The following is a 25,675-nucleotide window of genomic DNA, read 5'->3' on the forward strand; positions in this document are numbered from 1 at the left end:
ACCCCCTTCCGGGGGCAACACCTGCGGCCCGGCAAAGCCGGTTCCGCGGTGTTCCCCGAAAGAGTCCGGACCCTTTAGAACATTTGCCTGAAAGACATCCTCCATGACCGCACTGAACGCCACCCATGACCCGAAGCTGCGCAGCTGGGTCGCATCGGCCAACGAGGCCGGCACCGACTTCCCGATCCAGAACCTGCCCTTCGGACGCTTCCGCGCTGCGGGCAGCAGCGAGGCCTTCCGCATCGGCGTCGCCATCGGCGACCAGGTGCTGGACCTGCGCGCCGCGGGCCTCGTCGACACCGACGACATGAACGCGCTGATGGACGCCGGCACGAAGGAGCGCCAGGCACTGCGCGCCGCCATCTCCGCCGGCCTCGCCGAGGGCAGCGACAAGCAGGCCGCATGGTCGAAGGCCCTGCTGCCGCAGGCCAAGGCCGAGATGACCGTGCCCTGCCGCATCGGCGACTACACCGACTTCTACACGGGCATCCACCACGCGACCACCATCGGCAAGCTGTTCCGTCCCGACCAGCCGCTGATGCCCAACTACAAGTGGGTGCCCATCGGCTATCACGGCCGCGCATCGTCCATCGGCGTGAGCGGCCAGGTCTTCAAGCGCCCGCATGGCCAGACCAAGGCGCCCGACGCCGCCGAGCCGAGCTTCGGCCCCTCGAAGCGCCTCGACTACGAGCTGGAGCTGGGCTTCCTCGTCGGACGCGGCAACGCGCAGGGCGAGCCCATCGCCATCGCCGACGCCGAGGAGCACCTGTTCGGCGTGACGCTGCTCAACGACTGGTCGGCGCGCGACCTGCAGGCCTGGGAATACCAGCCGCTCGGCCCCTTCCTCTCGAAGAACTTCGCGAGCGCGCTGTCGCCGTGGATCGTGACGATGGAAGCGCTGGCGCCCTTCCGCGCGAAGTTCGAGCGGCCCGCCGGAGACCCGCAGCCGCTGCCCTACCTCGACTCGGCCTCGAACCGCGAGAGCGGCGCGCTCGACATCACGCTCGAAGTGCTGCTGCAGACCGCGAAGATGCGCGCCGAGGGCGTGGAGCCCGTGCGCCTGACGCGCGGCAACACCACCGAGGCTGCCTACTGGACGGCCGCGCAGCTCGTCGCGCACCACACGGTGAACGGCTGCAACCTGCAACCGGGCGACCTGCTGGGTTCGGGCACGCTGTCGGGCCCCAAGCCCGACGAGGCCGGTTCGCTGATCGAGCTGACGCTGGGCGGCAAGCAGCCGATCACGCTGCCGAACGGAGAGAAGCGCACCTTCCTGGAAGACGGGGACACGCTGGTGATCCGCGGTTATTGCGAACGCCCGGGCGCGGTGCGCATCGGCTTGGGCGAAGTCAGCGGAACGGTGGTCTGAGTGTGTTTTCCCCTCTCCCTCTGGGAGAGGGCCAAGGCGAGGGCTCCGTGCCCCCGATGAAGCACGGCTTCGAAGTCGATGCCGATGCCCTCACCCCAACCCTCTCCCAGAGGGAGAGGGGGCAAGACCGGATCAGGGCGCCGCGGCTGGCGTTGCCGAGGCTGCGGGCCAGGCTACTTCGCTCGCCACGCGCGGCTTGCCAATCGGTGCGGTCGCCTTGCCGATCTTGATGGCGGCCATGTCGGCCTCGCTCGGGTACTGGTCGGCGAGCCAGTAGTCGAACACGCGGCGCGCAATGGGGGCCGCCGCGCCGGCGCCCCAGCCGGCGTTTTCCACGATCACCGCCAGGGCGATCTTCGGGTCGTTCACCGGCGCGTAGGCCATGAAGAGGGCGTGGTCGCGCTGGTGCTCCTCGAGAGCGCGCGCGTTGTACTTGGTGTTCTGGCCCATCGACACCGCCTGCGCGGTACCGGTCTTGCCGGCCGCCTGGTAGCTGGCGCCGGCGAACACGCCGCGCGCGGTGCCGCTGGTGACCACGCTGGTCAGGCCCTCGCGGATCACCGCGATGTTGGCGGCCGTGAAGCCCAGGTTCTCCGCCGCGGGCTGCGGCAGGGGCACCACGTTGCCGCTCACGGTGTCGCGCGTGGCCAGCGCGAGGTGCGGCTTGTGCTTGAGGCCCCCATTGGCGATGACGGCGGTGGCCTGCGCCAGCTGCAGCATGGTGAAGTTGTTGTAGCCCTGGCCGATGCCCAGCGAGATGGTCTCGCCCGCGTACCACTTCTTCTGCTCGGGCCGCTTGTAGGTGTTGCGCTTCCACTCGGTGCTCGGCAGCACGCCTCGCACCTCGCCGCCGAGGTCGATGCCCGTGATCTGGCCGAAGCCCAGCGGCTTCATGAAGTCGTGGATCAAGTCCACGCCCATCTCGTTGGCCAGCGAGTAGTAGTAGATGTTGCTCGACAGCTGGATCGAGCGGCGCATGTCGACGCCGCCCAGGTTGCCCTCGGGGCTGCCGAAGCGGTGGCCGCCGAAGTTGAAGTAGCCGGGGTCGTTCACCACCACGCTGGGGCCGCGCTTGCCGGTCTGCAGCGCCGCCAGCGCCATGAAGGGCTTGTAGGTGGAGCCCGGCGGGTAGGTGCCGCGCAGGGCGCGGTTCAGCAGCGGCTTGTCGATGGACTCGGTGAGCGCCGCCCAGCTTTCGTTGTCGATGCCTTCGACGAAGAGGTTCGGGTCGAAGGTGGGCTTGCTCACGAAGGCCAGCACCTCGCCGGTCTTGGGATCGATGGCCACCAGCGCACCGCGGCGGTCGCCGTACATGTCCTCCACCAGCTTCTGCAGCTTGATGTCGAGCGACAGCATGACCGTGTTGCCCGGCGTGGCGGGATGGCTGGCGAGGCGGCGCACGGCGCGGCCGCCGGCGGAGGTTTCCATCTGCTCGACGCCGGTCTGGCCGTGCAGCGTTTTCTCGTAGCTCTGTTCGACGCCCAGCTTGCCGATGTAGTCGGTGCCCTTGTAGTTGGCCTGGTCCTCCTCGTCCCAGTCTTCCATCGCGGTCTTCTCGCGCTGGTTGATGCGGCCGATGTAGCCGAGCACATGCGAGGCCAGCTCGCCCTGCGGGTAGTTGCGGAACAGGCGCGCCTTGATCTCCACGCCCGGGAAGCGGTAGCGCTGGGCGGCGAAGCGGGCGACTTCCTCGTCGCTCAGGCGGGTGCGGATCGGAATGGAGTCGAAGCTGCGCGAGTCCTCGCGCAGGCGCTTGAAGCGGCGGCGGTCGCGCGGCGAGACTTCGAGCACCTGCGTGAGGCTGTCGATGGTCTCCTCGACGTCGCCCACCTTCGAGGGCGTGATCTCCAGCGTGTAGGCCGAGTAGTTGGAAGCCAGCACGATGCCGTTGCGATCGAGGATGAGACCCCGGTTGGGCACCACCGGCACCACCGCCGTGCGGTTGCTCTCGGCCTGCTCGGCCAGGTCCTCGTGGCGCGTGACCTGCAGGTAGAACAGCCGTGCGCCCAGCAGCCCGAACGCGAAGAGCACCGCCAGTCCGATGACGATCACGCGGCGCTTGAAACGCGCGAGATCGGCGGCGACGTTGCGGATTTCGGTCATGGCGATGGGAGCTTAGGCGCGCGCAGGTGCGAAGGCAAATGCGGGGAGGCTGGGCTTAGAGGGGCCGGTTCTCGTCCGGTTCCGGCGTTCTTCGCTGGGGAGCCAGCAGCAGCGCGGTGGCCAGCGGCCAGAGCGCTGCCTCGATGGCCGGCGAGGCCAGCACCGTCCAGCCCGGGAACACGCCGCCGCCGATCATCCGCGTGAGCACCTCGATCAGCTGCGACAGCGCGAAGAGCGGCAGCACCTGCAGCGCCTGCGAAGCCACCGGATACCACAGCAGCCGCCGGTGGATGGTGATCGCGAAGAAGCCCAGCGTGGTGTAGGACAGCGCATGCTGGCCCAGCAGCGACGACTGGTGCACGTCCATGCACAGGCCGAACACGAAGGCCGCGCCGATGCCCACGCGCGCGGGCTGGTGCACGCCCCAGAACACGATCACCAGCGCCAGCAGGTCGGGCATCCAGACGGCGCGACCGATCGGGATCATGTTGACGAGCAGCGCGACCACGAGGCTGCTCCACATGAAGAGCGGGCTGACGGGCAGCAACAGCTGCTGCTGGCCTGGACGCTTGATCATGGGCGCACTCCCGGTTTCTTCTCGTTCTTGCCGGCGCCGGGCTTGCCCTCGGGGCGCTTGCGCTGGGTGACGGCGGGCGCCGCGGGCGGCGGCGCGGCCGGCGTGCCCGTGGGCTCGAGCACGAGCACGTAGCGCGCGGCCGTCACGTGGGCCAGCGGCACGCAGTAGATTCGGGCGAAGGCCGAGTCGGCGCGGCGCTCGATGCGCTCGATCTTCGCCACCGGCAGGCCCGCGGGGTAGATGCCGTCGACGCCGCTGGTGGAGAGCAGGTCGCCCTCCTGCAGGTCGGCATTGGCGGCCATGAAGCGCAGCTCCAGTCCGCCGCCATGGGCCGAGGCGTCGCCGAAGGCCACGCTGCGCACGCCGGTGCGGGTGTTCTGCACGGGAATGGAAAGGTCGCGGTCGATCACCAGCGTGACCTCGCTCGTGAAGGGCAGCACCTGCGTGACCTGCCCGAGCACGCCGCGTGCGTCGATCACCGGCGAACCGGGCTGCACACCCTGGGCCAGGCCCTGGTCGATGACGATCTTGCGGGTGTAGGGGTCGGCCGCGTCGTAGAGCACCTCGGCGGCGCGGCCCGGCGTGGTGGTGGTCTGGCGCAGCTCGAGCAGCTCGCGCAGGCGGGCGTTGTCCTGGGCCAGCGTGTCGGCCTGCGCGGCGCGCTCGGCCTGCATCATCAGCGCCTTGCGCGCGTCTTCCTCGTTGCGCTGGGCGGTCTGCAGGTCTTCGAGGTAGCGTCCGCCGCCGAGCACGGCCTGCACCGGCTTCAGCGCCACCCATTGCACCGGGTACAGCACCGCGCCGATGGCCGAGCGCACCGGTTGCACGATATGGAAGCGCGCATCGGCCACCATGAGGAACAGCGAAAGCGCGCCGAAGAAGATCAGCTTGCTGAGTGCCGACTGCCCCTGGTTGAACAGGGGTGGCGCTGTGCGATCGAGCGTGCCCAGAGGCATGAATTCAGACCCGACGGTGGTGCGGAATCAAATAACAAAAAGCCGGCCTGCGCAAGCAGAGGCCGGCCGATGATGGCTTTCGCCTTTTACTCGCTCGTGAAGATGCTGCCGAGGCGGTCCATGCGCTCGAGGGCGATGCCGCAGCCGCGCACAACGCAGGTCAGCGGATCTTCGGCCACCAGCACCGGCAGGCCGGTTTCCTCGGCCAGCAGGCGGTCGAGGTCGCGCAGCAGCGCGCCGCCGCCGGTCAGCATCATGCCGCGCTCGGCGATGTCGGCGCCCAGCTCGGGCGGCGTCTGCTCCAGCGCGTTCTTCACGGCCGAGACGATGTTGTTGAGCGGATCGGTCAGGGCTTCCAGCACTTCGTTGCTGCTGATGGTGAAGCTGCGCGGCACGCCTTCGGAAAGGTTGCGGCCCTTGACTTCCATTTCCTTGACTTCGGAGCCCGGGAAGGCCGAGCCGATGTTCTTCTTGATGACTTCGGCCGTCGGCTCGCCGATCAGCATGCCGTAGTTGCGGCGGATGTAGTTGATGATGGCTTCGTCGAAGCGGTCGCCGCCCACGCGGACCGAGCCCTTGTAGACCATGCCGCCCAGCGAGATGACGCCCACCTCGGTGGTGCCGCCGCCGATGTCCACCACCATCGAGCCCGAGGCTTCGCTGACGGGAAGGCCGGCGCCGATGGCCGCGGCCATGGGTTCTTCGATCAGGTAGACGGAGGTGGCGCCCGCCGCCTCGGCCGCGTCCTTGATGGCGCGGCGCTCGACCTGGGTGGAGCCGCAGGGCACGCAGATGATGATGCGCGGGCTCGGCGTGAGCAGCGTGCGCGGGTGCACCATCTTGATGAACTGCTTGATCATCTGCTCGGTGATCACGAAGTCGGCGATCACGCCGTCCTTCATCGGGCGGATCGCCTCGATGTTGCCGGGCACCTTGCCCAGCATGGCCTTGGCCTCGCGGCCGACGGCCTGGATCACCTTCTTGCCATGGGGGCCGCCTTCGTGGCGGATGGCGACGACCGAGGGTTCGTCGAGGACGATGCCCTTGTTGCGGGCGAATATCAGGGTGTTGGCGGTGCCGAGGTCGATCGCAAGGTCGGTGGAAAAGTACCGACGGAAAGCTCCAAACATGTGCGGAATCCTCTGAGCACGGCCTGCGCATCGGCAGGTCGTCGCTCTATTTTTTGGGTCGTTTGACGGGGTGAATTGATCGTTTTTGGCGCAAAAGCCGGCGCGTTCGCGGGGGTTGCGGCAAAGGCGGGATAATACCCGAATCCCCTCTGATTCCCGTATTAGCACCCGTTCCGGCGTGCGATTACCCCCGCTTTTTTGGGCCGTTCCGACCTATGTCACTTTCCGCTTCCGATATTGCGCGCATCGCCTCGCTGGCGAGGCTGCAGCTGGCTCCCGACGAAAGCGAGCGCATGCTCAGCCAGATCAATGGCTTTTTCGACTTAGTCGAACGTATGCGTTCCGTGGACACCGCCGGTGTCGAGCCGCTGGCCCATCCGGTCGCGGCCATCGAGGACATCACGCTGCGTCTGCGCGACGACGTGGTGAGCGAGCCGGACAACCGCGAAGCCAACCAGAAGAGCGCCCCGGCCGTCGAAGCCGGCCTGTTCCTCGTGCCCAAGGTGATCGAATGATGAGCAGCAGCGGTGAATTGCATCAATTGAGCGTCGTCGAGCTGGCGAAGGCGCTGGCCGAGCGCAAGGTTTCGGCCGTCGAGGCCTCGCAGGCCTTCCTGGGCCGCATGAAAGCCCACGAGTCGCTGGGCACCTTCGTCGACGTGAACGAGGAAGCCACGCTGGCGCAGGCCCGCGCGGCCGACGCGCTGATCGCCAGGGGCGACGCCCCCGCGCTGGCCGGCGTGCCCATCGCGCACAAGGACATCTTCGTCACCACCGACTTCGCCACCACCGCCGGCTCGAAGATGCTCGCGGGCTACCGCTCGCCCTTCGATGCGACCGTGGTGCGCCGACTGGCAGAAGCCGGCGCGGTCACGCTCGGCAAGCTGAGCTGCGACGAGTTCGCCATGGGCTCGGCCAACGAGAACGTCGCCGTGCCCGCCGTGGGCCACGACAAGGCCGTGCCGGTGCAGAACCCGTGGAACCGCGAGCGCATTCCGGGCGGCTCGTCCGGCGCCAGCGCGGCAGCCGTGGCGGCACGCCTCGCGCCCGCGGCTACCGGCACCGACACCGGCGGCTCGATCCGCCAGCCCGCGTCGTTCTGCGGCGTGACGGGCATCAAGCCCACCTACGGCCGCGCCTCGCGCTACGGCATGGTGGCCTTCGCGTCGAGCCTCGACCAGGCCGGCCCGATGGCCCGCTCGGCCGAAGACTGCGCGCTGCTGCTGTCGGCCTTCTGCGGCCCCGACCTCGACCGCGACTCCACCTCGCTCGACAAGCCCGCCGAGAACTTCGGCCGCTCGCTGAACGACTCGCTCGAAGGCCTGCGCATCGGCGTGCCCAAGGAGTTCTTCGGCGAAGGCGTGGCACCCGGCGTGCGCGCGGCCATCGACGCCGCGCTCGCGCAGTACGAGAAGCTCGGCGCCAAGCGCGTCGAGGTCACGCTGCCGCGCACCGAGCTGTCGATTCCCGTCTACTACATCATTGCCGCGGCCGAGGCCTCGAGCAACCTGAGCCGCTTCGACGGCGTGAAGTTCGGCCACCGCGCCAAGGACTTCTTCGACCCCGCGAGCAAGAAGAGCGCGCTCACGCAGATGTACGAACGCACGCGCGCCGAAGGCTTCGGCGACGAAGTGAAGCGCCGCATCATGATCGGCACCTACGTGCTCTCGCACGGCTACTACGACGCCTACTATCTGCAGGCGCAGAAGGTGCGCCGCATGATCGCCGACGACTTCCAGCAGGCGTTCAAGCAGTGCGACGTCATCGTCGGCCCCGCTGCGCCCACCACCGCGTGGAAGCTCGGCGAGCACGGCGACGACCCGGTGGCCGACTACCTCGCCGACATCTTCACGCTGCCCGCATCGCTGGCCGGCCTGCCCGGCATGAGCGTGCCCGCGGGCTTCGACGGCGGCATGCCCGTGGGCCTGCAGCTGATCGGCAACTACTTCGGTGAAGCGAAGCTGCTCAACGCAGCTCACCGCTTCCAGCAGGCCACCGACTGGCACGCACGCACGCCCGAGGGCTTCTGAAATGAGCGAGACAGTGAACACCTTCGAAGCACAACAACAGGGCCGCCCGACCGGCCCGCTGGTGCGCGGCTATGAAGTCATCATCGGCTTCGAGACGCACGCGCAACTCTCCACCGCGAGCAAGATCTTCAGCCGCGCCTCCACCGCCTTCGGCGCCGAGCCCAACACGCAGGCCTGCGCGGTCGACCTGGCGCTGCCCGGCACGCTGCCCGTGATGAACAAGGGTGCCGTCGAACGCGCCATCAAGCTCGGCCTGGCGCTGGGCTCGCACATCGCGCCGCGCAGCGTGTTCGCGCGCAAGAACTACTTCTATCCCGACCTGCCCAAGGGCTACCAGATCAGCCAGTTCGAGATCCCCGTGGTGCAGGGTGGCGCGGTGTCGTTCTTCGTGGGCGAAGAGCAGAAGACGGTGCGTCTGGTGCGCGCCCACCTCGAGGAAGACGCCGGCAAGTCGCTGCACGAAGACTTCATCGGCCAGAGCGGCATCGACCTGAACCGCGCCGGCACGCCGCTGCTGGAGATCGTGACCGAGCCCGATATGCGCTCCACCGCCGAGGCCGTGGCCTACGCGAAGGAGCTGCACAAGATCGTCACCTGGATCGGCATCTGCGACGGCAACATGCAGGAAGGCAGCTTCCGCTGCGATGCCAACGTGTCGGTGCGCAAGCCCGGCGAGAAGCTCGGCACGCGCCGCGAGATCAAGAACCTGAACAGCTTCAAGTTCATGCAGCAGGCGATCGACTACGAGATCCGCTGGCAGATCGACGAGATCGAGGACGGCCGCGAGATCGAGCAGGCCACCGTGCTGTTCAACCCCGACACCGGCGAGACGCGTGCGATGCGCGCCAAGGAAGACTCGTCCGACTACCGCTACTTCCCCGACCCCGACCTGCCTCCGCTGGTGATCGCCGCCGACTGGATCGAGCGCGTGAAGGCCGCCATGCCCGAGCTGCCACGCGCGATGGCCGAGCGCTATGTGCGCGACCACGGCCTGTCGGAATACGACGCGGCGCAGCTCACCCAGAGCGCGGCGCTCGCCGGCTACTTCGACGAAGCCGTGAGCGCGGGCGCCACGCCCAAGCTCGCGAGCAACTGGATCACCGGCGAGATGGCGCGCCGCCTGAACGCCGCCGAGATCGGCATCGAGGCCGCTCCCGTGAAGGCGCAGCAACTGGCCCAGCTGGTCAAGCGCATCGCCGACGGCACCCTGCCCAACAACGCCGCGCGCCAGGTGTTCGAAGCCCTGTGGACCGGCGAAGGCAGCGACGTCGACGCGATCATCGAGGCCAAGGACCTGAAGCCGATGAACGACGCCGGCGCGCTCGACAAGATCCTCGACGAGGTGATCGCGAAGAACGCCAAGAACGTCGAGGAATACCGCGGCGGCAAGGAGAAGGCGCTCAACGCCCTCGTGGGCCAGGTCATGAAGGCCAGCGGCGGCAAGGCCAATCCGGCGCAAGTGACCGAACTGCTCAAGGCCAAGCTCAGCTGAGTCTTTTCGGGAAACACCGCGGAACCGGCTCCGCCGGGCCGCAGGTGTTGCCCCCGGCAGGGGGGTTGGCGAAGCGCACGAAGTGCGCGCAGCCTGGGGGGTTACTTCGGGTTCCCGCCGTTCTGCGGCGTCCAGAGCGTCTTCAGGCGCGTGCGCTCCTCGTCGAAGCGCGCATTCACCCGCTTCTTCTCTTCTTCCTGCTCCGCGATGAAGCGGTTCTGCACCGCCACGCTCTGCGTGTTGTCGTCGAGCTTGCGACGCACCGCCCCCGGCGCCTTGCTGACGTCCTGCTTGTAGAACTCCAGCTCCTCGTCGATCTTCTTGCGGTCCTCGCCCAGCTCGGCAATGCGCTTCTTCGCGGCCTGGGTCACCGCATCGATCTGCGCCAGCGCTTCGCTGCGCTCGCGGTCGTGCGTGGCGAGGTTCGGGTAGCGCACCAGCAGTGCGCGTTCGCGGCGCCGCTCATCGGTCAGGCGCGCGGCCTGGATGGCGGCTTCGCGGGCGCGGTCCTCGCGCTCCTGCAGCTCGCGCGCGGTGTAGGTCGGCTCGACCTTGCGGCGCACCGAGCCGCTCGGGTTGAGCTCGCGCTGCTCGCGGTCGCTGCACTCGGCGATGGGCCGGTCGGCCGTCAGGGTGCGGCCGCGGGCGTCGGTGCAGGTGTAGATGCCGGCGGAGGCGCCTTCCACTTTCTGCGGTTGCGCCTGCAACGCGCCGCAGAACGAGGAGGCAATGAGAAGAAATGATGCCGCCGCCAGCAGGCGGGCCGGTGTACCGTGATCGTCGCGTGCGGGATGGTGCATGTTCGGCGGCCCTGCCTCTTCAGCTGGCGCCGTAGCGCGCGCGGTAGGCCAGCACGCGCTCGCGATGAGCGCCCAGGTCGGCCGCGGCATCGCCGGAAAGATAGCTCAGCAGGTCGTCCAGCGTGGCAATGGCGATCACCGACAGGCCCAGCTGGTTGCGCACGTACTGCACGGCGCTGTGGTCCACGTCGACTCCGTTCTCGGTGGCCTTTTCCTGCCGGTCGAGTGCGATGGCCACGGCATGCGGCGTGGCGCCTGCAGCCTCGATGGCGGCGATCGACTCGCGCACCGCGGTGCCGGCGGACATCACGTCGTCGACGATCAGCACGCGCCCCTTGAGCGGCGCGCCGACCAGGTTGCCGCCTTCGCCGTGCGCCTTGGCTTCCTTGCGGTTGTAGGCAAAGGGATAGTTGCGGCCCCGGCGGGCCAGCTCGGCCGCCACCGTGGCGCCCAGCGGAATGCCCTTGTAGGCGGGGCCGAAGATCATGTCGAACTCGAGGCCGCTCTCGATCAGGCGGTCTGCATAGAATCCGGCGAGCCGGGCAATCTTGCCGCCGTCGTCGAAGAGCCCCGAATTGAAGAAATAGGGGCTCATCCGACCGGCCTTGGTCTTGAACTCCCCAAAGCGCAGTACGCCGGCATCCAGTGCGAACTGGACGAAATCCTGTGCGATCGCGCTGCTTTTCTTCTCACCATCTACAGCCATCGGAAATTCCTTGTGTTCAAACTGACCAGTCTCAATCTCAATGGCCTGCGTTCGGCCGCAACCAAAGGCGTGGCCGACTGGGTGGCCGAACTTGCGCCGGATTGTATTTGCATGCAGGAGATCCGCGTCCAGGCCAGCGACATCGAGGGCCGGTTCGAGGAAATGGCCGGCCTCAAGGGCCATTTCCACTTCGCCGAGAAAAAGGGCTACGCCGGCACCGCCGTCTACACCAAGCACGCTCCGAGCCAGGTCGTGGTGGGCTGGGGCGATCCCGAGTTCGACGCCGAGGGCCGGTATCTCGAACTGCGCTTCGACACGCCCAAGCGCAAGTTCTCCGTCATCAGCTGCTACTTTCCGAGCGGCAGCTCGGGCGAGGAACGCCAGGAGGCCAAGTTCCGCTTCCTCAAGGGCTTCTTCCCGCACCTCGTGGCACTCAAGAAGGAGCGCGAGTTCGTGCTGTGCGGCGACATCAACATCGCCCATAAAGAGATCGACCTGAAGAACTGGCGCGGCAACCAGAAGAACAGCGGCTTCCTGCCCGAGGAGCGCGCCTGGATGACGAAGCTGCTCGACGCCGGCGCCGAAGGCGCGGGCCTTGTTGACGTGTATCGCATGCTCAAGCCCGACACCACCGGCGAGGCCTACACCTGGTGGAGCAACCGCGGCCAGGCCTACGCGAACAACGTGGGGTGGCGGCTGGACTACCACCTCGCCACGCCGAAGACCGCGGCGCTGGCACGCACCGAGCAGATCTACAAGACCGTGAAGTTCAGCGACCACGCGCCGATCACGGTGGATTACGACTTCAAGCTGTAAGCCACCGAGACGCCCGCCCGCTCATCGCGACAGCTCGGGCAGCGCCTTCTCCAGCGTGGCGACGAAGGCCTGCATGGCCTCCGTCTCGTACGCCCCTCGCTTGGTGATCCGATAGAAGTCGAGCCCCACCTTCGGCTTGGTCAGCACGTCGGTGCGCACGCGGTGGCGGCGGCAGGCGGCGAGCGCGAAGGTCGGCATCACGGCGGTGCCGAAGCCCGCCTCCACCATCGAGATCAGCGTGCCGAAGAAGTTGAAGGAGGTACGTTGCGCGTCGGCGCGGCCGATGGCGGCGAGATGCTGGTCGATCACCTTCTGGATCGGGTTGCCGGGCGGCAAGCCTACGAGCTCGGCGCCGCGCAATGCCGACCAGGGCGCGGAGCCGACGGCCCCCGGTTCCCCGGCCTCATCCATCGGCGCGACGCGCATCAGGTGAAACCGCCCCACCGGCTCGCGCGCCAGCCCCGGCGCGGCCTTGAAGAAAAAGCCCAGCCCCACGTCGGCCTCGCCGGCCGTCACCATCGCCTCCACGTCGCGCAGGTCGGCGTCGAACAGGCGCAGGCTCACCTGCGGATGGGCTTCGCGGAAGCTGGCGAACACCTGCGGCAGAAGATTCGACGACACGAGCGGCGTGGCCGCGATGCGCAGCGTCTGGCGTGCGGCGTCACCCTCGGCGCCCAGCTCGGCAGCCACGTCGTCGAGGTCGGTCACCATGCGCTCCACCACCGGCAGCAGGCGCCGGCCCGCGGGCGTGAGGCTCACCACGCGCGTGGTGCGGTCGAAGAGGCGGCAGCCCAGCTGCTTTTCCATCTCGCGGATCAGGATGCTGAGCCCCGCCTGCGTGATGTGCGCCTGCTCGGCGGCGCGCGTGAAGTTGCCCACGCGCGCAACCTGCAGAAAGGCGCGCAGCTGGCGGGTCGATAGATTCATATGGATTCATGATAAATCCATATCACATCTAAATTTCCAAAATGATCGATCCAAGTTCCTAATGCGGGCCGAGACAGGAACGCACTGCAACGACCGATCATCATGAGCAACGAAGTCATCATCCTTGGCGCCGGCATCGGCGGCCTGACCCTCGCGCTGAGCCTGCACCAGGCCGGCATTCCCTGCCGCGTGTACGAAGCCGTGCCCGAGCTGAAGCCGCTGGGCGTGGGCATCAACCTGCTGCCGCACGCGGTGCGCGAACTCACCGAACTCGGGCTGCTGGAGGCCCTCGACAAGGTGGGCGTGCGCACGCAGGAAGCGGTCTTCTTCTCCGAGCACGGCCAGCTGGTCTTCCGCGAAGCCGCGGGGCAGCACGCGGGCTACGACTGGCCGCAGTTCTCCATCCACCGCGGCGACCTGCAGACGGTGCTGTACGAAGAGACGCTGAAGCGCCTCGGCCCCGACAGCGTGGTGTGCGGCCGCCGTTGCACGCACGTGGAGCAGGACGCGGAAGGCGTCACCGTGCATTTCGCAGATGCGCCAGCGGTGCGCGGCGCCGTTGCCGTGGGCTGCGACGGCATCCATTCGGCCCTGCGCAAGCAGCTCTATCCGAACGAGGGTGCACCGCGCTACTCGGGCGTGAACATGTGGCGCGGCACCGCGCGCTGGAAGCCATTCCTCTCGGGCGGCAGCATGGTGCGCGCGGGCTGGCTCTCGGTCGGCAAGATGGTGATCTACCCGATACGCAACAACATCGACGCCGAGGGCAACCAGCTCGTGAACTGGGTCGCCGAGATCCACGCACCGCAGCCCGCCATGCGCGACTGGAGCCGCGCGGGCCGCCTCGAAGACTTCCTGCCCGCCTTCGCCGACTGGCATTTCGACTGGCTCGACGTGCCCGCGCTGATCCTCGCCTCCGACACCATCCTCGAGTACCCGATGGTCGACCAGGACCCGCTGCCGCGCTGGACGCACGGCCGCCTCACGCTGCTGGGCGACGCCGCGCACCCGATGGTGCCGCGCGGCTCCAACGGCGCGGGGCAGGCGATCATCGACGCGCGCTACCTCGCGGGCGCACTGAAGAAGACGGGCGTCGGTACGGCCGCACTCGAAGACTACGACCGCGTGCGCGTCAAGGCCACCACAGAGGTCGTGCTGACCAACCGCAGCAATCCGCCCGACGCCATCCTGCGCGAAGTGTTCGAGCGCTCGGGCGGCAAGCGCTTCGACAGCATCGACGAGGTCGTGCCCGTCGCCGAGCTGCAGGCCATCTCGGACAACTACAAGCGCGTGGCCGGCTACGACCCCGCGGCCCTGAAGGCCCGCGCTTCCTACCTTTGAACCTGAACAGGCAACCCACAGAAGAACACGGAGACAGACAGACCATGCGCTCGCTGATCAAGAAGACCCTCGCCACCCTGCTCGTCGCGGCCAGTACCGCGACTGTCGCCACCAGTGCATTCGCCTGGCCCGAGCAGGCCATCACGCTGGTGGTGCCCTACACCCCCGGCACCGGCATCGACCTGGTCGCGCGCCAGCTCTCGGCCCGCCTGCCCGCCAGGCTGGGCCAGCCGGTGATCGTGGAGAACGTGGCCGGCGCCAGCGGCAACATCGGCAGCGAGCGCGTGGCGCGCGCCAAGCCCGACGGCTACACGCTGCTGGTGCAGGTCAACACGCTGGTGATGAACCGCAGCCTCTACCGGTCGCTCAGCTACGACCCGGTGGCCGACTTCGCACCGGTGTCGCTCACCTCGTGGGGCACGCTGCTGCTGGTGACCAACCCGAACGTGCAGAAGACCTCGTCGGTGCAGCAGATGGTGAGCGCAGCCAAGGCGGAGCCCGGCAAGCTGACCTACGCCACGCCGGGCGTGGGCACGCCGCACCACCTCTCGATGGCGCTGCTCATGCAGGGCACGGGCACCGAGCTGCTGCACGTGCCCTACAAGGGCACGGCCGGCGCGGTGACCGACCTGCTCGGCGGGCGCATCGACTACATGTTCCTGCCGGTGCACGTGGCGCTGCAGCACATCCAGGTAGGCAAGCTCAAGGCCATCGCCACCGGCAGCGGCAAGCGCCTGCCGCAACTGCCCGACGTGCCGACGCTGGCCGAAGCCGGCGTGACCGCCGACAACGTCGACATGTGGTACGGCGTGCTCGCGCCCAAGGGCACGCCGCAGGACGTGGTGGCACGGCTCAACAAGGAGATCGCGGCGGTGCTGAAGCAGCCCGAGGTGGCGAAGTCCTTCGAGTCGCAGGGCATGGTGCCGGCGAGCTCGACGCCTGCGGAGTTCGGCACGCTGCTGAAGAAGGATGCCGACCGCTGGGCGGGTGTCGTCAAGCGCGGCAACATCACTGCAGACTGATCGGCCCGCCCCGTTGCGCCTGAACTCGGGGGACTTTCCGGTCAGCGCGTAGTCGAGGCCTTCCCCGCGTGCCGCGCCAGATGCACCTGGTGCAGCGTGATCTTGCGCACCTCGGCCTGGCTGGTCTCGATGTGCGCGCGCAGCAGCATCGCTGCCTGGTCGCCGCGGTTCGCCCGTACGGCCTTCAATATCTTGGCGTGCTCGTCGTAGGTGGCATCGATACGTGGCTGCTTGGTGAAGTCGAGCCGGCGGATGATGCGGATGCGGTCGGTCACGTCGCCGTGCACGCGGGCCATCTCGGCATTGCCTGCGGCCGCCACCAGCGAGCAATGAAAGGCCTCGTCCCACTGCGCCACCTGTGCCATGTCGGTGCTGCGCTGCGCCGCGGGCACGAGCCAGATGTCGGCCAGCGTGTCGAGCAGACCGCGGTCGATGTGGCGGTCGGTCTCGCACAGGCGGTGCACGGCGGTGGTCTCCAGCACCATGCGCAGGTCGTAGAGCTGCTCGAACTGGTCGAAGTCGAAGGGCAGCACGCGCCAGCCGCTGCGGAACAGCACCTCGACGAAGCCCTCCTGCTGCAGCCTGAAGAGCGCCTGCCGCACCGGCGTGCGCGACACGCCGAGCCGGTCGCTGATCTCGCCTTCGGTGAAGCGGTCGCCGGGCACGAGGATGAAGTCGGCCACGTCGCGCTTGAGCTGCGCGTAGACCTCGTCGGCACGCGTGCGGAAGGCGGACGCGTCGGCGGCGGCTGGAGCGGAAGCTTCTGGGCGGGGGCGAACGGTAGACACGGATGGGATGTTAGTCGCTGGCGCGGCGGGCCATGGTCGTCATTGCGGCTTCCCAAGCGCCGCGACGAGCGCGGCGCCCGGCGCCGTCCAGCCGACGATGGCGCCCTGCGCGCGCACCATGTCGAGCGTCGCCGCCTTGAACGCCGGAAAGTAGCTCTCGGTGCAGTCCTCGAGCAGCAGGCTGTCGTAGCCGCGGTCGTTGGCCTCGCGCATGCTGGTCTGCACGCAGACCTCGGTCGTGACGCCGCCGAAAAGCAGATGGGTGATGCCGCGCGCCTGCAGAAGCTCGTGCAGGCCGGTGGCGTAGAACGCGCCCTTGCCCGGCTTGTCGATCACGATCTCGCCCTCGACGGGCGCGAGCGCCTCGATGATCTGGTTGCCCGGCTCGCCCGCGACGAGGATGCGCCCCATGGGCCCTTCGTCGCCGATGCGCAGCGTGGGGTTGCCGCGATTGCGCTTGGCCGGCGGGCAGTCCGAAAGATCGGCCTTGTGCGCCTCCCGCGTGTGCACGACGAGGCCACCTGCCTCCCGCCATGCTTCCAGCACGGCTTTCGTCGCAGGGACGATGGCCTCCAACAGCGAAACGTCATTGCCCAGCGTCTCGCCGAAGCCGCCAGGTTCGATGAAGTCGCGCTGCATGTCGATCAGCACGAGCGCGGTCCGATCAATGTCGAACTCGTAGGGGAACGGATCGGCCAGTTCTATGCGCATGCTCGTCCTAGTGTGTTTCCAAGGCTGCGGCAATCACTCAACAACCGAGCCCGGCGGGTGGCACGGCGCGGTCGCCTCCTCTGTGCCGCCGAGGAGCGCAGCGTTTCGCGGACAAGGGCTCGCAGCTGTCTGAGCGAAGCGAGTTCTGCGAGACCCCGCGAAACGCGAGCACCGCAGGGAAGCCGCGAAGCGGCCGGCATAGTGGGGGCGGCCGCGCCGTGTCGCCCGCCGGGCGCTCTCAAGACGACAGGAAGAGCACTCATGCGACCACCTCGTGATGCCCGCCACCCATATGCGCCCCAATGACGTGCCGCTCGGCTCCGGAAGCCGAAGTCTCGAACACGATCCGCCCTTCGCTCATCACCACGATGCGATCCGCCAGCTCGAGCAGCTCGTCGAGGTCCTCGCTGACGAGCAGAACGGCCCCGCCCTTCTCCCGCACCTGCACGATGCGCGAATGAATCTCCGCGACGGCCGCGAAGTCCAGCCCGAACACCGGGTTCGCCGCGATCAGCACGTTGATGTCGCCCGCCAGCTCGCGCGCCAGCACCGCACGCTGCACGTTGCCGCCCGAGAGGCTGCGGATCGGCGCCCCCTCGCCCCGCGTCTTCACGCCGTATTCGGCGATCCACTCGCGCGCGCGGCTGCGCCAGTACGGAAAGCTCAGCACGCCGCCGCGCGACAGGGGCGGCTGGTCGAAGTCGCGCAACGCCATGTTCTCCGCGACGCTGAGATCGCCGACGCATGCATTGCGCAGCGGCTCCTCCGGCAGGCTGCGGACCTTGAGCTCGCGGTTCTCGGCGCGATGCGCGGCGTAAGGCCGCCCCATCACGCTGACCTTGCCCGCCAGGCGCGGACGTTGCCCGACGAGCGCCTCCACCAGTTCGCGCTGCCCGTTGCCGGAAACACCGGCCACGCCGAGGATCTCGCCGGCGCGAACCGACAGGCTCAACTCGTGCAGCGCCAGCGTGCCGCGATCGCCCTGCGCCTTCAGGCCCTCGACCTTCAGCGCGATCGGCGCGCCAGTAGCCACCGGCTTCCTGTCGACTGGCCCCTGCGCCGGCGACGAGGCGACCTGCTCGCCCCCCATCATGGCCTGCGCCAGTTGCGCCGGACTGGTATCGGCCACGCGGCAATGGTGCACCGCCTTGCCCCGCCTGAGCACCGTCACGCTGTCGGCATACGCCATCACCTCGCGGAACTTGTGCGTGATGATGAGCACCGTGCACAGCCCGCTGCGTGCGAACTCGCGCACGTGGCCCAGCACCTCGTCGGCCTCCTGCGGCGTGAGCACGGAGGTCGGTTCGTCGAGGATCAAGAGGCGCGGCTTCAGGTACAGCTGCTTGAGCAGTTCGAGCTTCTGCTTCTCGCCCGCCGCGAGCTCCGAAGGCCGCACGTCGAGATCGAGGCTGAACGGCGTGGTCGCCAGGAACGCCTCCAGCTCCGCGCGCTTGCGCTTCCAGTCGATCAGCGCCGGCGTCTTGCCGCCCGCGAGCAGCAGGTTCTCGGCCACCGTCATGCCCGGCGCCAGCGTGAAGTGCTGGTAGACCATGCCGATGCCCAATGCGCGCGCCACGATCGGGTTGGCAATGTCCTGCTCGCGCCCGTCGATCAGGATGCTGCCCTCCTCCGCGCGCTGGAAGCCGGCCACGCACTTCACCAGCGTGCTCTTGCCCGCGCCGTTCTCGCCGAGCAGCGCGTGCACCGTGCCGGGCTCCACGCGCATCGTCACGCGATCCATCGCCGTGAAGTCGCCGAAGCGCTTGGTGAGCTCGTAGGTGTCGAGCGCGAGCGCGCCGCTGCCCGCGGGCAGGCCGCCGATGGCGTGGGAAGAAGGCGCGGCGCCCATCGCGGTCAGCCGAGCGCGGCCAGCAGCGCCTGCGAGGTGGCATGCGCGCCGAACACGCCGCCCTGCATGGTGATCATCTTCAGCGCGGCGAGGTGGTTGCCATGGTCGGTGGCGGCCGTGCAGTCGGACAGCAGCAGGCACTCGAAGCCCCGGTCGTTGGCATCGCGCATCGTGGTGTGCACGCACACGTCCGTCGTGATGCCCGCGAGGATGATGTTCTCGACGCCGCGCGTGCGCAGGATCAGCTCGAGGTCGGTCGCATAGAACGAGCCCTTGCCGGGCTTGTCGATCACCACCTCGCCCGGCAGCGGCGCCAGCTCGGGAATGATTTCCCAGCCCGGCTCGCCGCGCACCAGGATGCGCCCGCACGGCCCGTCGTCGCCGATGCCCACGCCGTTGGCGCCGATCTGCCGCGAGCGCCAGCGCTTGTTGGCCGGCAGGTCGGCGAGGTCGGGCCGGTGGCCTTCGCGCGTGTGGATGACGTGATAGCCCAGCGGCCGCAGCGCCGCCAGCGTGCGCGCGATCGGCTGGATGGGTGCCTGCACCAGCGACAGGTCGTAGCCCATCACGTCGACATAACCGCCCTTGCCGCAGAAGTCGGTCTGCATGTCGATGACGATCAGCGCCGTGTTCTCGGGGCGCATGTTGGCGTTGTAGGGCCAGGCATAAGGCTCGGCGGCGACGGTCTTTGTCGTCATGGCTTTCAGTTCCTTGTCGATGAGAGTTCGCCGGGGCTGCCGGCGGCGGCGCTGCCCGGCCTGCAGGTGAGCACGAGGATCACCAGCGTGAGCACATAAGGCACGGTGTTGAAGAGGTGATAGCCCCAGCCGATGCCGACGGACTGCAGCGCCGGCCCGATGGCGCCCGCGCCACCGAAAAGCAGCGCGGCGCCCACGCAACGCAGCGGACTCCAGCGCGCGAAGATCACCAGCGCCACCGCGATCAGGCCCTGGCCGCTGGAGATGCCTTCGTTCCAGCTGCCCGGATAGAACAGCGTGAGCGATGCACCGCCCAGCCCCGCAATGAAGCCGCCGGCGGTGGTGGCCGCGATGCGCAGGCCCGAGACCGAATAGCCGAGCGCGCGCGTGGCCTGCGCCGAATCGCCCGCCATGCGCACCAGCAGCCCTGCGCGTGTGCGAGCGAAGCCCCACCACAGCAGCACCGCGAGCGCCACGCCCACGGGCACCAGCGCGTTGAGCTGCAGGGCGGACTGCACCACCGGGTTGTCGCTCCAGAAGCCCAGCCGAATCGCTGGAATCTGCGGCGCCTGCGGCTGGATCAGCGGCTTGCCGAGGTAGAAGGCCAGCCCGGTGCCGAGCAGCATCAGCGCGATGCCCGTCGCCACGTCGTTCACGCGGTCGAGCGAGCACAGCAGCCCGTGCAGCAGTGCGAGCGCGGCCCCGGCCAGCGCGCCGATCAGCACGCCGAGCCACGCGGAGTCGGTGAGGTAGGCGCCACCGAAGGCCGCCATTGCAGACAACACCAGCACGCCTTCGAGCCCGAGGTTGATACGGCCGGACTTCTCCGTGAGGCACTCGCCCAGGCTCACGAAGAGGAACGGCGCACCCACGCGCAGCGCACCGCCGACGATGCCGGCGAGCAGCGCGATCCACTGGTCGGCCGTCATGTGTAGCTCCTGGCTTCGGGCAGCATGCGGTCGCCGAACTTCTTCCAGTCGACGGTGCGCAGGCCTTCGCTCGCGAGGATCAGCACGAAGGCGATACCTTGCAGCACCAGCACCGATGCATCGGGCAACCCGACGCGCCGCTGCAGCAGGCTTCCCGCCGCACCGAAGCCGCCGAACAGGATGGCCACCGGCACGATGGCCACAGGGTTGTGCCGCGCGATGAACGACACCAGGATGCCCGCGTAGCCGTAACCAGCGATCAGCGAGGCATTGGCGTTGGTGTGCACCGCCGCCACCTCGATGGCGCCAGCCAGCCCGGCGCATGCGCCGCCGAGCCCGCAAGCCGAAAGAATGAGCCGCGTCGCCGGCAGTCCCACGAGCTGCGCGGTACGCGGATTGCCGCCCACCACCCGCACCGAGAAGCCCGAGGCCGTGGCGCGCAGCCACCAGCCGAGCCCCAGGCAGGCCACCACGCCGATCACAAGGCCCCAATGCACGTCGGAGCCGCCGATGCCGCCGATCAGCAGCCCGTCGGCAAGCGCATGCGTCGAGGGCTTGTTGAGGCTGGCCGGGTCGCGCAGCGGCCCTTCGACCAGATGCTTGAAGACGCCGATGGCGATGTAGGCCAGCAGCAGGCTGCTGATGGTCTCGTTGATGCCGCGGTACTGGCGCAGCCAGCCCGCGAGCACGATCCACAGCGCACCGGCGACGGCACCCGCGATGCACACGACCGCCGTGCCGACGGCGTTGCCGGGCAGCGGCACTGCGTGCGCCAGCGCCGCGCAGGCCAGCCCGCCCAGAACCAGCGCGCCCTCGCCGCCGATGACGATGAGCCCCGCGCGCGCGGGCAGCGCAACGCACAGCGCGGTGAGCATCAGCGGCGCGGCGCGCTGCAGCGTGTTCTGCCAGGAGAACCAGTCACCGAACGCGCCCTTGAACAGCGTGGCCCACACCTCCACCGCGTCGATGCCGGCGAAGGCCACCACCAGCCCGAACAGCAGCAGCGCCGCCGCGATGGCGAACACCGGCAGGGCCAGTTCCTTGAAGAGCGCGGGGCGCAACATGTCGTCGACGGAGTGAAGGTCAGACGCTGCCCACGACGCCTTCGACGAGGTAGTTCATCTTCTCGAGCTCGAGGTCGGTCTGCTTCAGGACCTTGCCCGCGGGCACCACGACCGCGCCCTTGTTGTCCTTGATGCCGTCCTTGAAGATGTCGAAGCTGCCCGCGATCATCTTCGCCTTGATCTCGTCGGCATGCTTCTTCGCGGCGTCGGGCACCATGGGGCCGTAGGCCGACATCTTCACGTAGCCTTCCTTCAGGCCGCCGCGCAGGAAGTTGGGGTGCGGCTTGCCGCTCTGCGCGGCCTCGATGGCGGTCTTGTAGGCGGTGAGCCAGTTCCACTCGGCGCCGGTGAGGTAGGCATTGGGCGCCAGCTTGGCCTGGCTCGCGTGGTAGCCGCAGACCATCTTGCCGCGCTTGGCCGCCGTCTCGACCACCACCTTCGGGCCGTCCACGTGCATGGTGAACACGTCGCAGCCCTGGTCGGCGAGGCTGTTGGTGGCCTCGGCCTCCTTCACCGCCATCGACCAGTCGCCCGTGAAGATCACGCTGCAGGTGATGTTCGGCTTGACCGAGCGCGCGCCGAGCGTGAATGCGTTGATGTTGCGCAGCACCTGCGGAATGGGCTTGGCGGCGACGAAGGCGATCTTGTTGCTCTTCGTCATGTGCGCGGCGATCACGCCGTTGAGATACTGACACTCGTCGATGTAGCCGAAGAAGCTGCCGACGTTCTTCGGGTGCTTGCCTTCGGTCCAGAGCCCGCCGCAGTGCGAGAAGCGCACGTCGGGGTTCTTGGGCGCCACCGCGAGGATGTGCGGGTCGAAGTAGCCGAACGAGGTGGGAAAGAGCAGGCCCGCGCCGTCCTGCGAGATCATGCCGGTCATGGTCTTCTGCACCGCCGCGGTCTCGGGCACGTTCTCTTCCTCGACGACCTTCACGCCGGGCAGCTTCTTGATCTCGGCGGCGGCCATGGCGTGCGCCTGGTTGTAGCCGTAGTCGTCGCGCGCGCCGACGTAGATCACGCCGACGGTGAGCGGCTTGGGCTTGGCTTGCGCACTGGCAAGCGAGCTCCAGCTCCCCAGGCTGCCGGCCGCGCCCAGCGCGGCAAGGGTCTTGAGCGAATCGCGGCGGTTGAATTGGCTGGTCATGGCTTTCTTCTCCGTTACAGGTTGAGGTGCAAAAAACGTGCCCTTGCCGGGGCTCAGCCGAGCAGGCTCACATGGGCGGCGACCACGCGCCAGCCTTCGGCCGTGCGCATCCAGGTCTGGCTCTGGCGGCCGGTCTGGCGGCTGCCTTCACGGCGGAACTCGACGTTCGCGGTCGCGAAGTCGCGGCCGTAGGTGGTGATGACGGTACGCAGCAGCTCGCGCGGCGGGCTCTGCAACGGCAGCGAGGCGCGGAAGGCGGCGATGTCGGCATGGCCGTAGTGGTTCTCCGAGAAGCCGTAGCGCAGCGTGTGCGGGCTGTTCCAGAAGAGCTCGTCGAGCGTCGCGCGGTCGTTGCCGACCAGCGCGGCCTCGTAGCGTGCGAACACGGCCTGCACTTCAGCCAGCACCTCGGGGATATTGATCTCATGCGTCATGACACGTCCCATCCGGAAATACCGCGGAACCGGCTTTGCCGGGCCGCTGGTATTGCCCCCGGCGAGGGGGTTGGCGAAGCGACACGAAGTGCGCGAAGACTGGGGGTGGTTTTCATGCTACCGACGGACCTCGCGCTGGAAGATGTCGAGGCTGAGCTTTTTCATCGCGACGAAGCTCTCGGTACTCAGCGTCTCGACGGTGCGCGGGCGCGCGTCGCCGTAGCGCAGGATCTCGGCGACTTTGGTGGGCCGCTTGGTGAGCAGCAGCACCTCGTCGGCGAGGTACACGGCCTCCTCGAGGTCGTGCGACACCAGCAGCATGGTGGTGCCGGTCTGCATGAACACTTCCTGCAGCTTCTCGCGGATGAAGAGCGTCATCTCGAAGTCGAGCGCCGAGAAGGGCTCGTCGAGAAACAGCACCTCGGGGTTGGGCGCAAGCGCGCGCATGATCGACGCGGTCTGCTGCTGGCCGCCCGAGAGCTCGTACGGAAAGCGCTTCAGGTCGAACTTCACGTCGAAGGACGCCACCAGCTCTTCCATGCGCCGGTCGACCTCGGCCTTGCTGCGCCCTTCGAGCTTCAGCGGATAGGCGATGTTGTCGATGGTGCGCATCCACGGGAACATCGCCTCGCGATAGTTCTGGAACACGTAGCCGATCTTGGTGTCCTTGCGCTGCTTGCCGTCGAACAGGATCTCGCCCGAATCGATGGGAATGAGCCCCGCGATCATGTTGATGAGCGTGGACTTGCCGCAGCCGTTGGGTCCGAACACCGAGACGATCGCGTGCTTCGGGATGTCGAGGTCGAAGTTCTCATACAGCGGCCAGCCCGCGAAGTACTTGGTGAGCCCGCGGATCGTGATGTGCGTGCCTGCCGGGCCGGGCCTGAAGGCGGGCTTCGGAACGTCGGCGTACACCGGGCCCTTGATGACGATGTCCTGCGTGACTTTCATCTTCCGCTCCAGTGCACGATGCGGCGTTCCGCGATCAGGAAGAGGATGTTGAGCGCGTAGCCCAATGCACCCGCCGCAAGGATGGCCGCGTACATGCTCTTCACGTTGAGCACCTGCTGCGCATCGATGATCCGGTGGCCCAGCCCCGTGTCGGAGCCGATGAACATCTCGGCCACGATGACGATCACCAGCGCCATCGACACCGCCGAGCGAAGGCCCACGAAGCTGGGCTGCAGGCTTTCCCACACGAGCACGTCCTTGAAGATCTGCCAGCGCGAGGCACCCATGACGCGTGCCGCCATCACGCGCTGCTTGCGGGCGTTGATGACACCGTAGGCGCTGTTGAACACCACGATGAGCAGCGCGCCGAAGGCCGCGATGGCGACCTTGTTGACGTCACTCACGCCGAAGATCAGCAGGAACAGCGGAATGAGCGCCGACGACGGCGTGGAGCGGAAGAAGTCGATCAGGAACTCCACGCTGCGGTAGGCCTTCTCGTTGCTGCCGAGCAGCACTCCCAGCGGCACGCCGACGACCGCCGCGATGACGAAGGCCTGCACGGTGCGCCACACGGTCATGGCGAAGTCGGTGAGCAGCGGGCCGCCAGCCAGGCCGGTGATGAGCGCTGCGATGGTGTCGGCGGGCGTGGGCAGCAGGATCGGCTTGATGAAGCCGAGCCGCACCACCAGGTCCCACACGATGAACAGCGCCACCGGGCCGATGAAGGGCAGCATGCGGTCGCGCAACGGCGGCTTCGGTGCTGCGGTGGCAGCGCTTGCCGGCGGGGTCCACGGCGCGGCCGTGGTCGTGCTTGCTTCGGCCATGGTCTTCAGGCCTTGTAGAGGAGCGTGTCCACCGCGACCTTCTTCTCGAAGATGCCTTTCTCGGTGAACAGGTCGTAGAACTTCTGGAAGTACGCGACGTCGCTGGGCTTGAACTCGTTGTAGAGCATGTACGACGCGAGCGGCACCTCGGCCGTGAGCTTGCCTTCGATGGCGGTGTAGCCCTTCATGAACTGCCGTGCCTCGTCGGGCTTGGTGCGCACCAGTTCCACGCCGCGTGCGTAGGCGGCGATGTACTTCTTCGCGATCTCGGGGTTCTTCTTGATGAACTCGCTGGTGAGGCTGGCCGCGCCGCCGTGCCAGGGCGCCATCGGGTCGCCGAGGATGTATTTGGCGACCACGCCGGCCTCGACGACGCGCGTGGTGCCGTTCATGCGGCCCACCGTGCCGGTGGGCTCCAGCGTGTAGCAGGCGTCGACCTGGCCCGCGACCAGCGCGGCCACGTGCTGGCCGATGGGCAGCTCGCTCACGGTCGCGCCCTTGGCGCCCGCGCGCTCGAGCATGGTCTTGCACAGCGTGACGTTCTGGATGCCGGGGCCCGAGGCCACCTTTTTGCTGGCCAGCTCGGCCACGCTCTTCACGGGGCTGTCCTTGGCGACGATGAATTCGTCGAGCACGTACTTCGCGTTGCTCGGGTTGGTGCAGAAGATCTTGAACAGGCCGGGCTGCGCGATCTCGCCGATGGCGAGGTTGGCCGAGCCGGTGCCGTTGGCGCTGCCGTCGCAGCGGCCGGCGAGCATGCCTTCCATCACCTGCTGCGCGCCGGCGAACTTCAGCGGCTCGACGTCGAGGCCGGCCTCCTTGAAGTAGCCCTTGTCGACCGCCGCGAAGAACGGCAGGCCGGCGGCCACCGGCCAGAAGCCGATGCGCAGCTTCGTCGCCGCGCCCTGCGCCCGCACGATGGCGGGCGCGGCCAGCACAGCCAGGCCAGCGGCGCCGGCCTGCAGCAGTTGGCGTCGTTGGCGAGCGGCGGAAGAGTTTTCTTGAATGCTCATCG

Annotated in this window: 25 protein-coding genes; 7 read left to right on the forward strand and 18 right to left on the reverse strand. The window is 68.1% G+C overall.

Features of this window, described 5'->3' with window-relative positions:
* The first annotated feature begins 103 nt into the window (after positions 1-103).
* Positions 104-1,369 carry a fumarylacetoacetase gene (gene fahA / locus EJP69_RS21360; RefSeq protein WP_126472434.1) on the forward strand — a complete coding sequence of 422 codons (1,266 nt, stop codon included), beginning with the start codon at positions 104-106 and terminating at the stop codon, positions 1,367-1,369.
* A 132-nt stretch (positions 1,370-1,501) separates the two neighbouring features.
* Here fahA and mrdA read toward each other — a convergent pair whose 3' ends face one another.
* From mrdA to EJP69_RS21380, 4 genes are all read right to left on the reverse strand, one after another.
* The gene (gene mrdA, locus EJP69_RS21365; RefSeq protein ID WP_093206898.1) at positions 1,502-3,472 is read right to left on the reverse strand and encodes a penicillin-binding protein 2; all 1,971 of its coding nucleotides are present in this window, start codon (positions 3,470-3,472) and stop codon (positions 1,502-1,504) included.
* 55 nt (positions 3,473-3,527) lie between these two features.
* Positions 3,528-4,049 carry a rod shape-determining protein MreD gene (gene mreD / locus EJP69_RS21370; protein ID WP_126472435.1) on the reverse strand — a complete coding sequence of 174 codons (522 nt, stop codon included), beginning with the start codon at positions 4,047-4,049 and terminating at the stop codon, positions 3,528-3,530.
* The gene (gene mreC, locus EJP69_RS21375) at positions 4,046-5,005 is read right to left on the reverse strand and encodes a rod shape-determining protein MreC (protein ID WP_093206895.1); all 960 of its coding nucleotides are present in this window, start codon (positions 5,003-5,005) and stop codon (positions 4,046-4,048) included. The genes mreD and mreC overlap by 4 nt, the downstream gene beginning before the upstream one ends.
* An 86-nt stretch (positions 5,006-5,091) precedes the next feature.
* The gene (locus EJP69_RS21380; protein WP_007833435.1) at positions 5,092-6,135 is read right to left on the reverse strand and encodes a rod shape-determining protein; all 1,044 of its coding nucleotides are present in this window, start codon (positions 6,133-6,135) and stop codon (positions 5,092-5,094) included.
* A gap of 215 nt (positions 6,136-6,350) precedes the next feature.
* Between EJP69_RS21380 and gatC the strand changes: the two genes are divergently transcribed.
* Genes gatC through gatB form a run of 3 tightly spaced genes read left to right on the forward strand, consistent with a single transcriptional unit; the run spans position 6,351 to position 9,656 of the window.
* The gene (gene gatC, locus EJP69_RS21385) at positions 6,351-6,650 is read left to right on the forward strand and encodes an Asp-tRNA(Asn)/Glu-tRNA(Gln) amidotransferase subunit GatC (RefSeq protein WP_093206894.1); all 300 of its coding nucleotides are present in this window, start codon (positions 6,351-6,353) and stop codon (positions 6,648-6,650) included.
* On the forward strand, positions 6,650-8,164 hold the full coding sequence (gene gatA / locus EJP69_RS21390) for an Asp-tRNA(Asn)/Glu-tRNA(Gln) amidotransferase subunit GatA (protein WP_126472520.1): 1,515 nt from the start codon (positions 6,650-6,652) through the stop codon (positions 8,162-8,164). The genes gatC and gatA overlap by 1 nt, the downstream gene beginning before the upstream one ends.
* 1 nt (position 8,165) lies before the next feature.
* Positions 8,166-9,656 carry an Asp-tRNA(Asn)/Glu-tRNA(Gln) amidotransferase subunit GatB gene (gatB, locus tag EJP69_RS21395; protein ID WP_126472436.1) on the forward strand — a complete coding sequence of 497 codons (1,491 nt, stop codon included), beginning with the start codon at positions 8,166-8,168 and terminating at the stop codon, positions 9,654-9,656.
* 101 nt (positions 9,657-9,757) lie between these two features.
* Here the strand turns inward: gatB and EJP69_RS21400 are convergent, their stop codons facing one another.
* Together EJP69_RS21400 and pyrE are read right to left on the reverse strand one after the other, a co-directional pair.
* The gene (locus tag EJP69_RS21400; RefSeq protein ID WP_206169373.1) at positions 9,758-10,456 is read right to left on the reverse strand and encodes a DUF4124 domain-containing protein; all 699 of its coding nucleotides are present in this window, start codon (positions 10,454-10,456) and stop codon (positions 9,758-9,760) included.
* Between the two features lie 19 nt (positions 10,457-10,475).
* Positions 10,476-11,162, reverse strand: a complete 687-nt coding sequence (gene pyrE, locus EJP69_RS21405) for an orotate phosphoribosyltransferase (RefSeq protein ID WP_093206889.1) — start codon at positions 11,160-11,162, stop codon at positions 10,476-10,478.
* A 12-nt stretch (positions 11,163-11,174) separates the two neighbouring features.
* Here pyrE and EJP69_RS21410 point away from each other — a divergent pair, with 12 nt between their 5' ends.
* Complete coding sequence (locus EJP69_RS21410; RefSeq protein ID WP_093206888.1) at positions 11,175-11,978, forward strand: exodeoxyribonuclease III; 804 nt, start codon at positions 11,175-11,177, stop codon at positions 11,976-11,978.
* Positions 11,979-11,999: 21 nt separating this feature from the next.
* Here EJP69_RS21410 and EJP69_RS21415 read toward each other — a convergent pair whose 3' ends face one another.
* On the reverse strand, positions 12,000-12,905 hold the full coding sequence (locus EJP69_RS21415; protein ID WP_093206886.1) for a LysR family transcriptional regulator: 906 nt from the start codon (positions 12,903-12,905) through the stop codon (positions 12,000-12,002).
* 102 nt (positions 12,906-13,007) lie between these two features.
* On the opposite strand from EJP69_RS21415, the gene EJP69_RS21420 reads away from it, so the two are divergent.
* The gene (locus EJP69_RS21420; protein ID WP_126472437.1) at positions 13,008-14,246 is read left to right on the forward strand and encodes a flavin-dependent oxidoreductase; all 1,239 of its coding nucleotides are present in this window, start codon (positions 13,008-13,010) and stop codon (positions 14,244-14,246) included.
* A gap of 44 nt (positions 14,247-14,290) precedes the next feature.
* Complete coding sequence (locus EJP69_RS21425) at positions 14,291-15,268, forward strand: Bug family tripartite tricarboxylate transporter substrate binding protein (protein ID WP_126472438.1); 978 nt, start codon at positions 14,291-14,293, stop codon at positions 15,266-15,268.
* A gap of 41 nt (positions 15,269-15,309) precedes the next feature.
* Here the strand turns inward: EJP69_RS21425 and EJP69_RS21430 are convergent, their stop codons facing one another.
* The 11 genes from EJP69_RS21430 to EJP69_RS21490 all read right to left on the reverse strand — a co-directional run bounded on the left by EJP69_RS21430 (position 15,310) and on the right by EJP69_RS21490 (position 25,673).
* Complete coding sequence (locus EJP69_RS21430; protein ID WP_093206882.1) at positions 15,310-16,056, reverse strand: GntR family transcriptional regulator; 747 nt, start codon at positions 16,054-16,056, stop codon at positions 15,310-15,312.
* Positions 16,057-16,095: 39 nt separating this feature from the next.
* Complete coding sequence (locus tag EJP69_RS21435; protein ID WP_093301318.1) at positions 16,096-16,767, reverse strand: cysteine hydrolase family protein; 672 nt, start codon at positions 16,765-16,767, stop codon at positions 16,096-16,098.
* A 259-nt stretch (positions 16,768-17,026) separates the two neighbouring features.
* Entirely contained in the window at positions 17,027-18,616 is a 1,590-nt protein-coding gene (locus tag EJP69_RS21445; RefSeq protein WP_126472440.1) for an ABC transporter ATP-binding protein, read from the reverse strand.
* Between the two features lie 5 nt (positions 18,617-18,621).
* A complete protein-coding gene (biuH, locus tag EJP69_RS21450) occupies positions 18,622-19,314 on the reverse strand; it encodes a biuret amidohydrolase (protein ID WP_093206877.1) in 693 nt (230 codons plus the stop codon).
* A 5-nt stretch (positions 19,315-19,319) separates the two neighbouring features.
* Positions 19,320-20,243, reverse strand: a complete 924-nt coding sequence (locus EJP69_RS21455; RefSeq protein ID WP_126472441.1) for an ABC transporter permease — start codon at positions 20,241-20,243, stop codon at positions 19,320-19,322.
* Entirely contained in the window at positions 20,240-21,307 is a 1,068-nt protein-coding gene (locus EJP69_RS21460) for an ABC transporter permease (RefSeq protein WP_420824230.1), read from the reverse strand. The genes EJP69_RS21455 and EJP69_RS21460 overlap by 4 nt, the downstream gene beginning before the upstream one ends.
* Positions 21,308-21,326: 19 nt before the next feature.
* Complete coding sequence (locus EJP69_RS21465; RefSeq protein ID WP_126472442.1) at positions 21,327-22,451, reverse strand: BMP family ABC transporter substrate-binding protein; 1,125 nt, start codon at positions 22,449-22,451, stop codon at positions 21,327-21,329.
* Between the two features lie 53 nt (positions 22,452-22,504).
* Positions 22,505-22,885: an oxalurate catabolism protein HpxZ gene (hpxZ, locus tag EJP69_RS21470; protein WP_125948748.1), complete on the reverse strand. Its 381-nt coding sequence runs from the start codon at positions 22,883-22,885 to the stop codon at positions 22,505-22,507.
* 117 nt (positions 22,886-23,002) lie between these two features.
* Positions 23,003-23,836, reverse strand: coding sequence for an ABC transporter ATP-binding protein (locus tag EJP69_RS21480; RefSeq protein WP_126472443.1), 834 nt, complete (start codon positions 23,834-23,836; stop codon positions 23,003-23,005).
* Positions 23,833-24,660 carry an ABC transporter permease gene (locus EJP69_RS21485; protein WP_093301307.1) on the reverse strand — a complete coding sequence of 276 codons (828 nt, stop codon included), beginning with the start codon at positions 24,658-24,660 and terminating at the stop codon, positions 23,833-23,835. The genes EJP69_RS21480 and EJP69_RS21485 overlap by 4 nt, the downstream gene beginning before the upstream one ends.
* A gap of 5 nt (positions 24,661-24,665) precedes the next feature.
* Positions 24,666-25,673, reverse strand: a complete 1,008-nt coding sequence (locus EJP69_RS21490) for an ABC transporter substrate-binding protein (RefSeq protein WP_126472444.1) — start codon at positions 25,671-25,673, stop codon at positions 24,666-24,668.
* Between the last annotated feature and the right edge of the window lie 2 nt (positions 25,674-25,675).

The organism is Variovorax gossypii, assembly GCF_003965815.1.
GTDB lineage: Bacteria > Pseudomonadota > Gammaproteobacteria > Burkholderiales > Burkholderiaceae_C > Variovorax > Variovorax gossypii.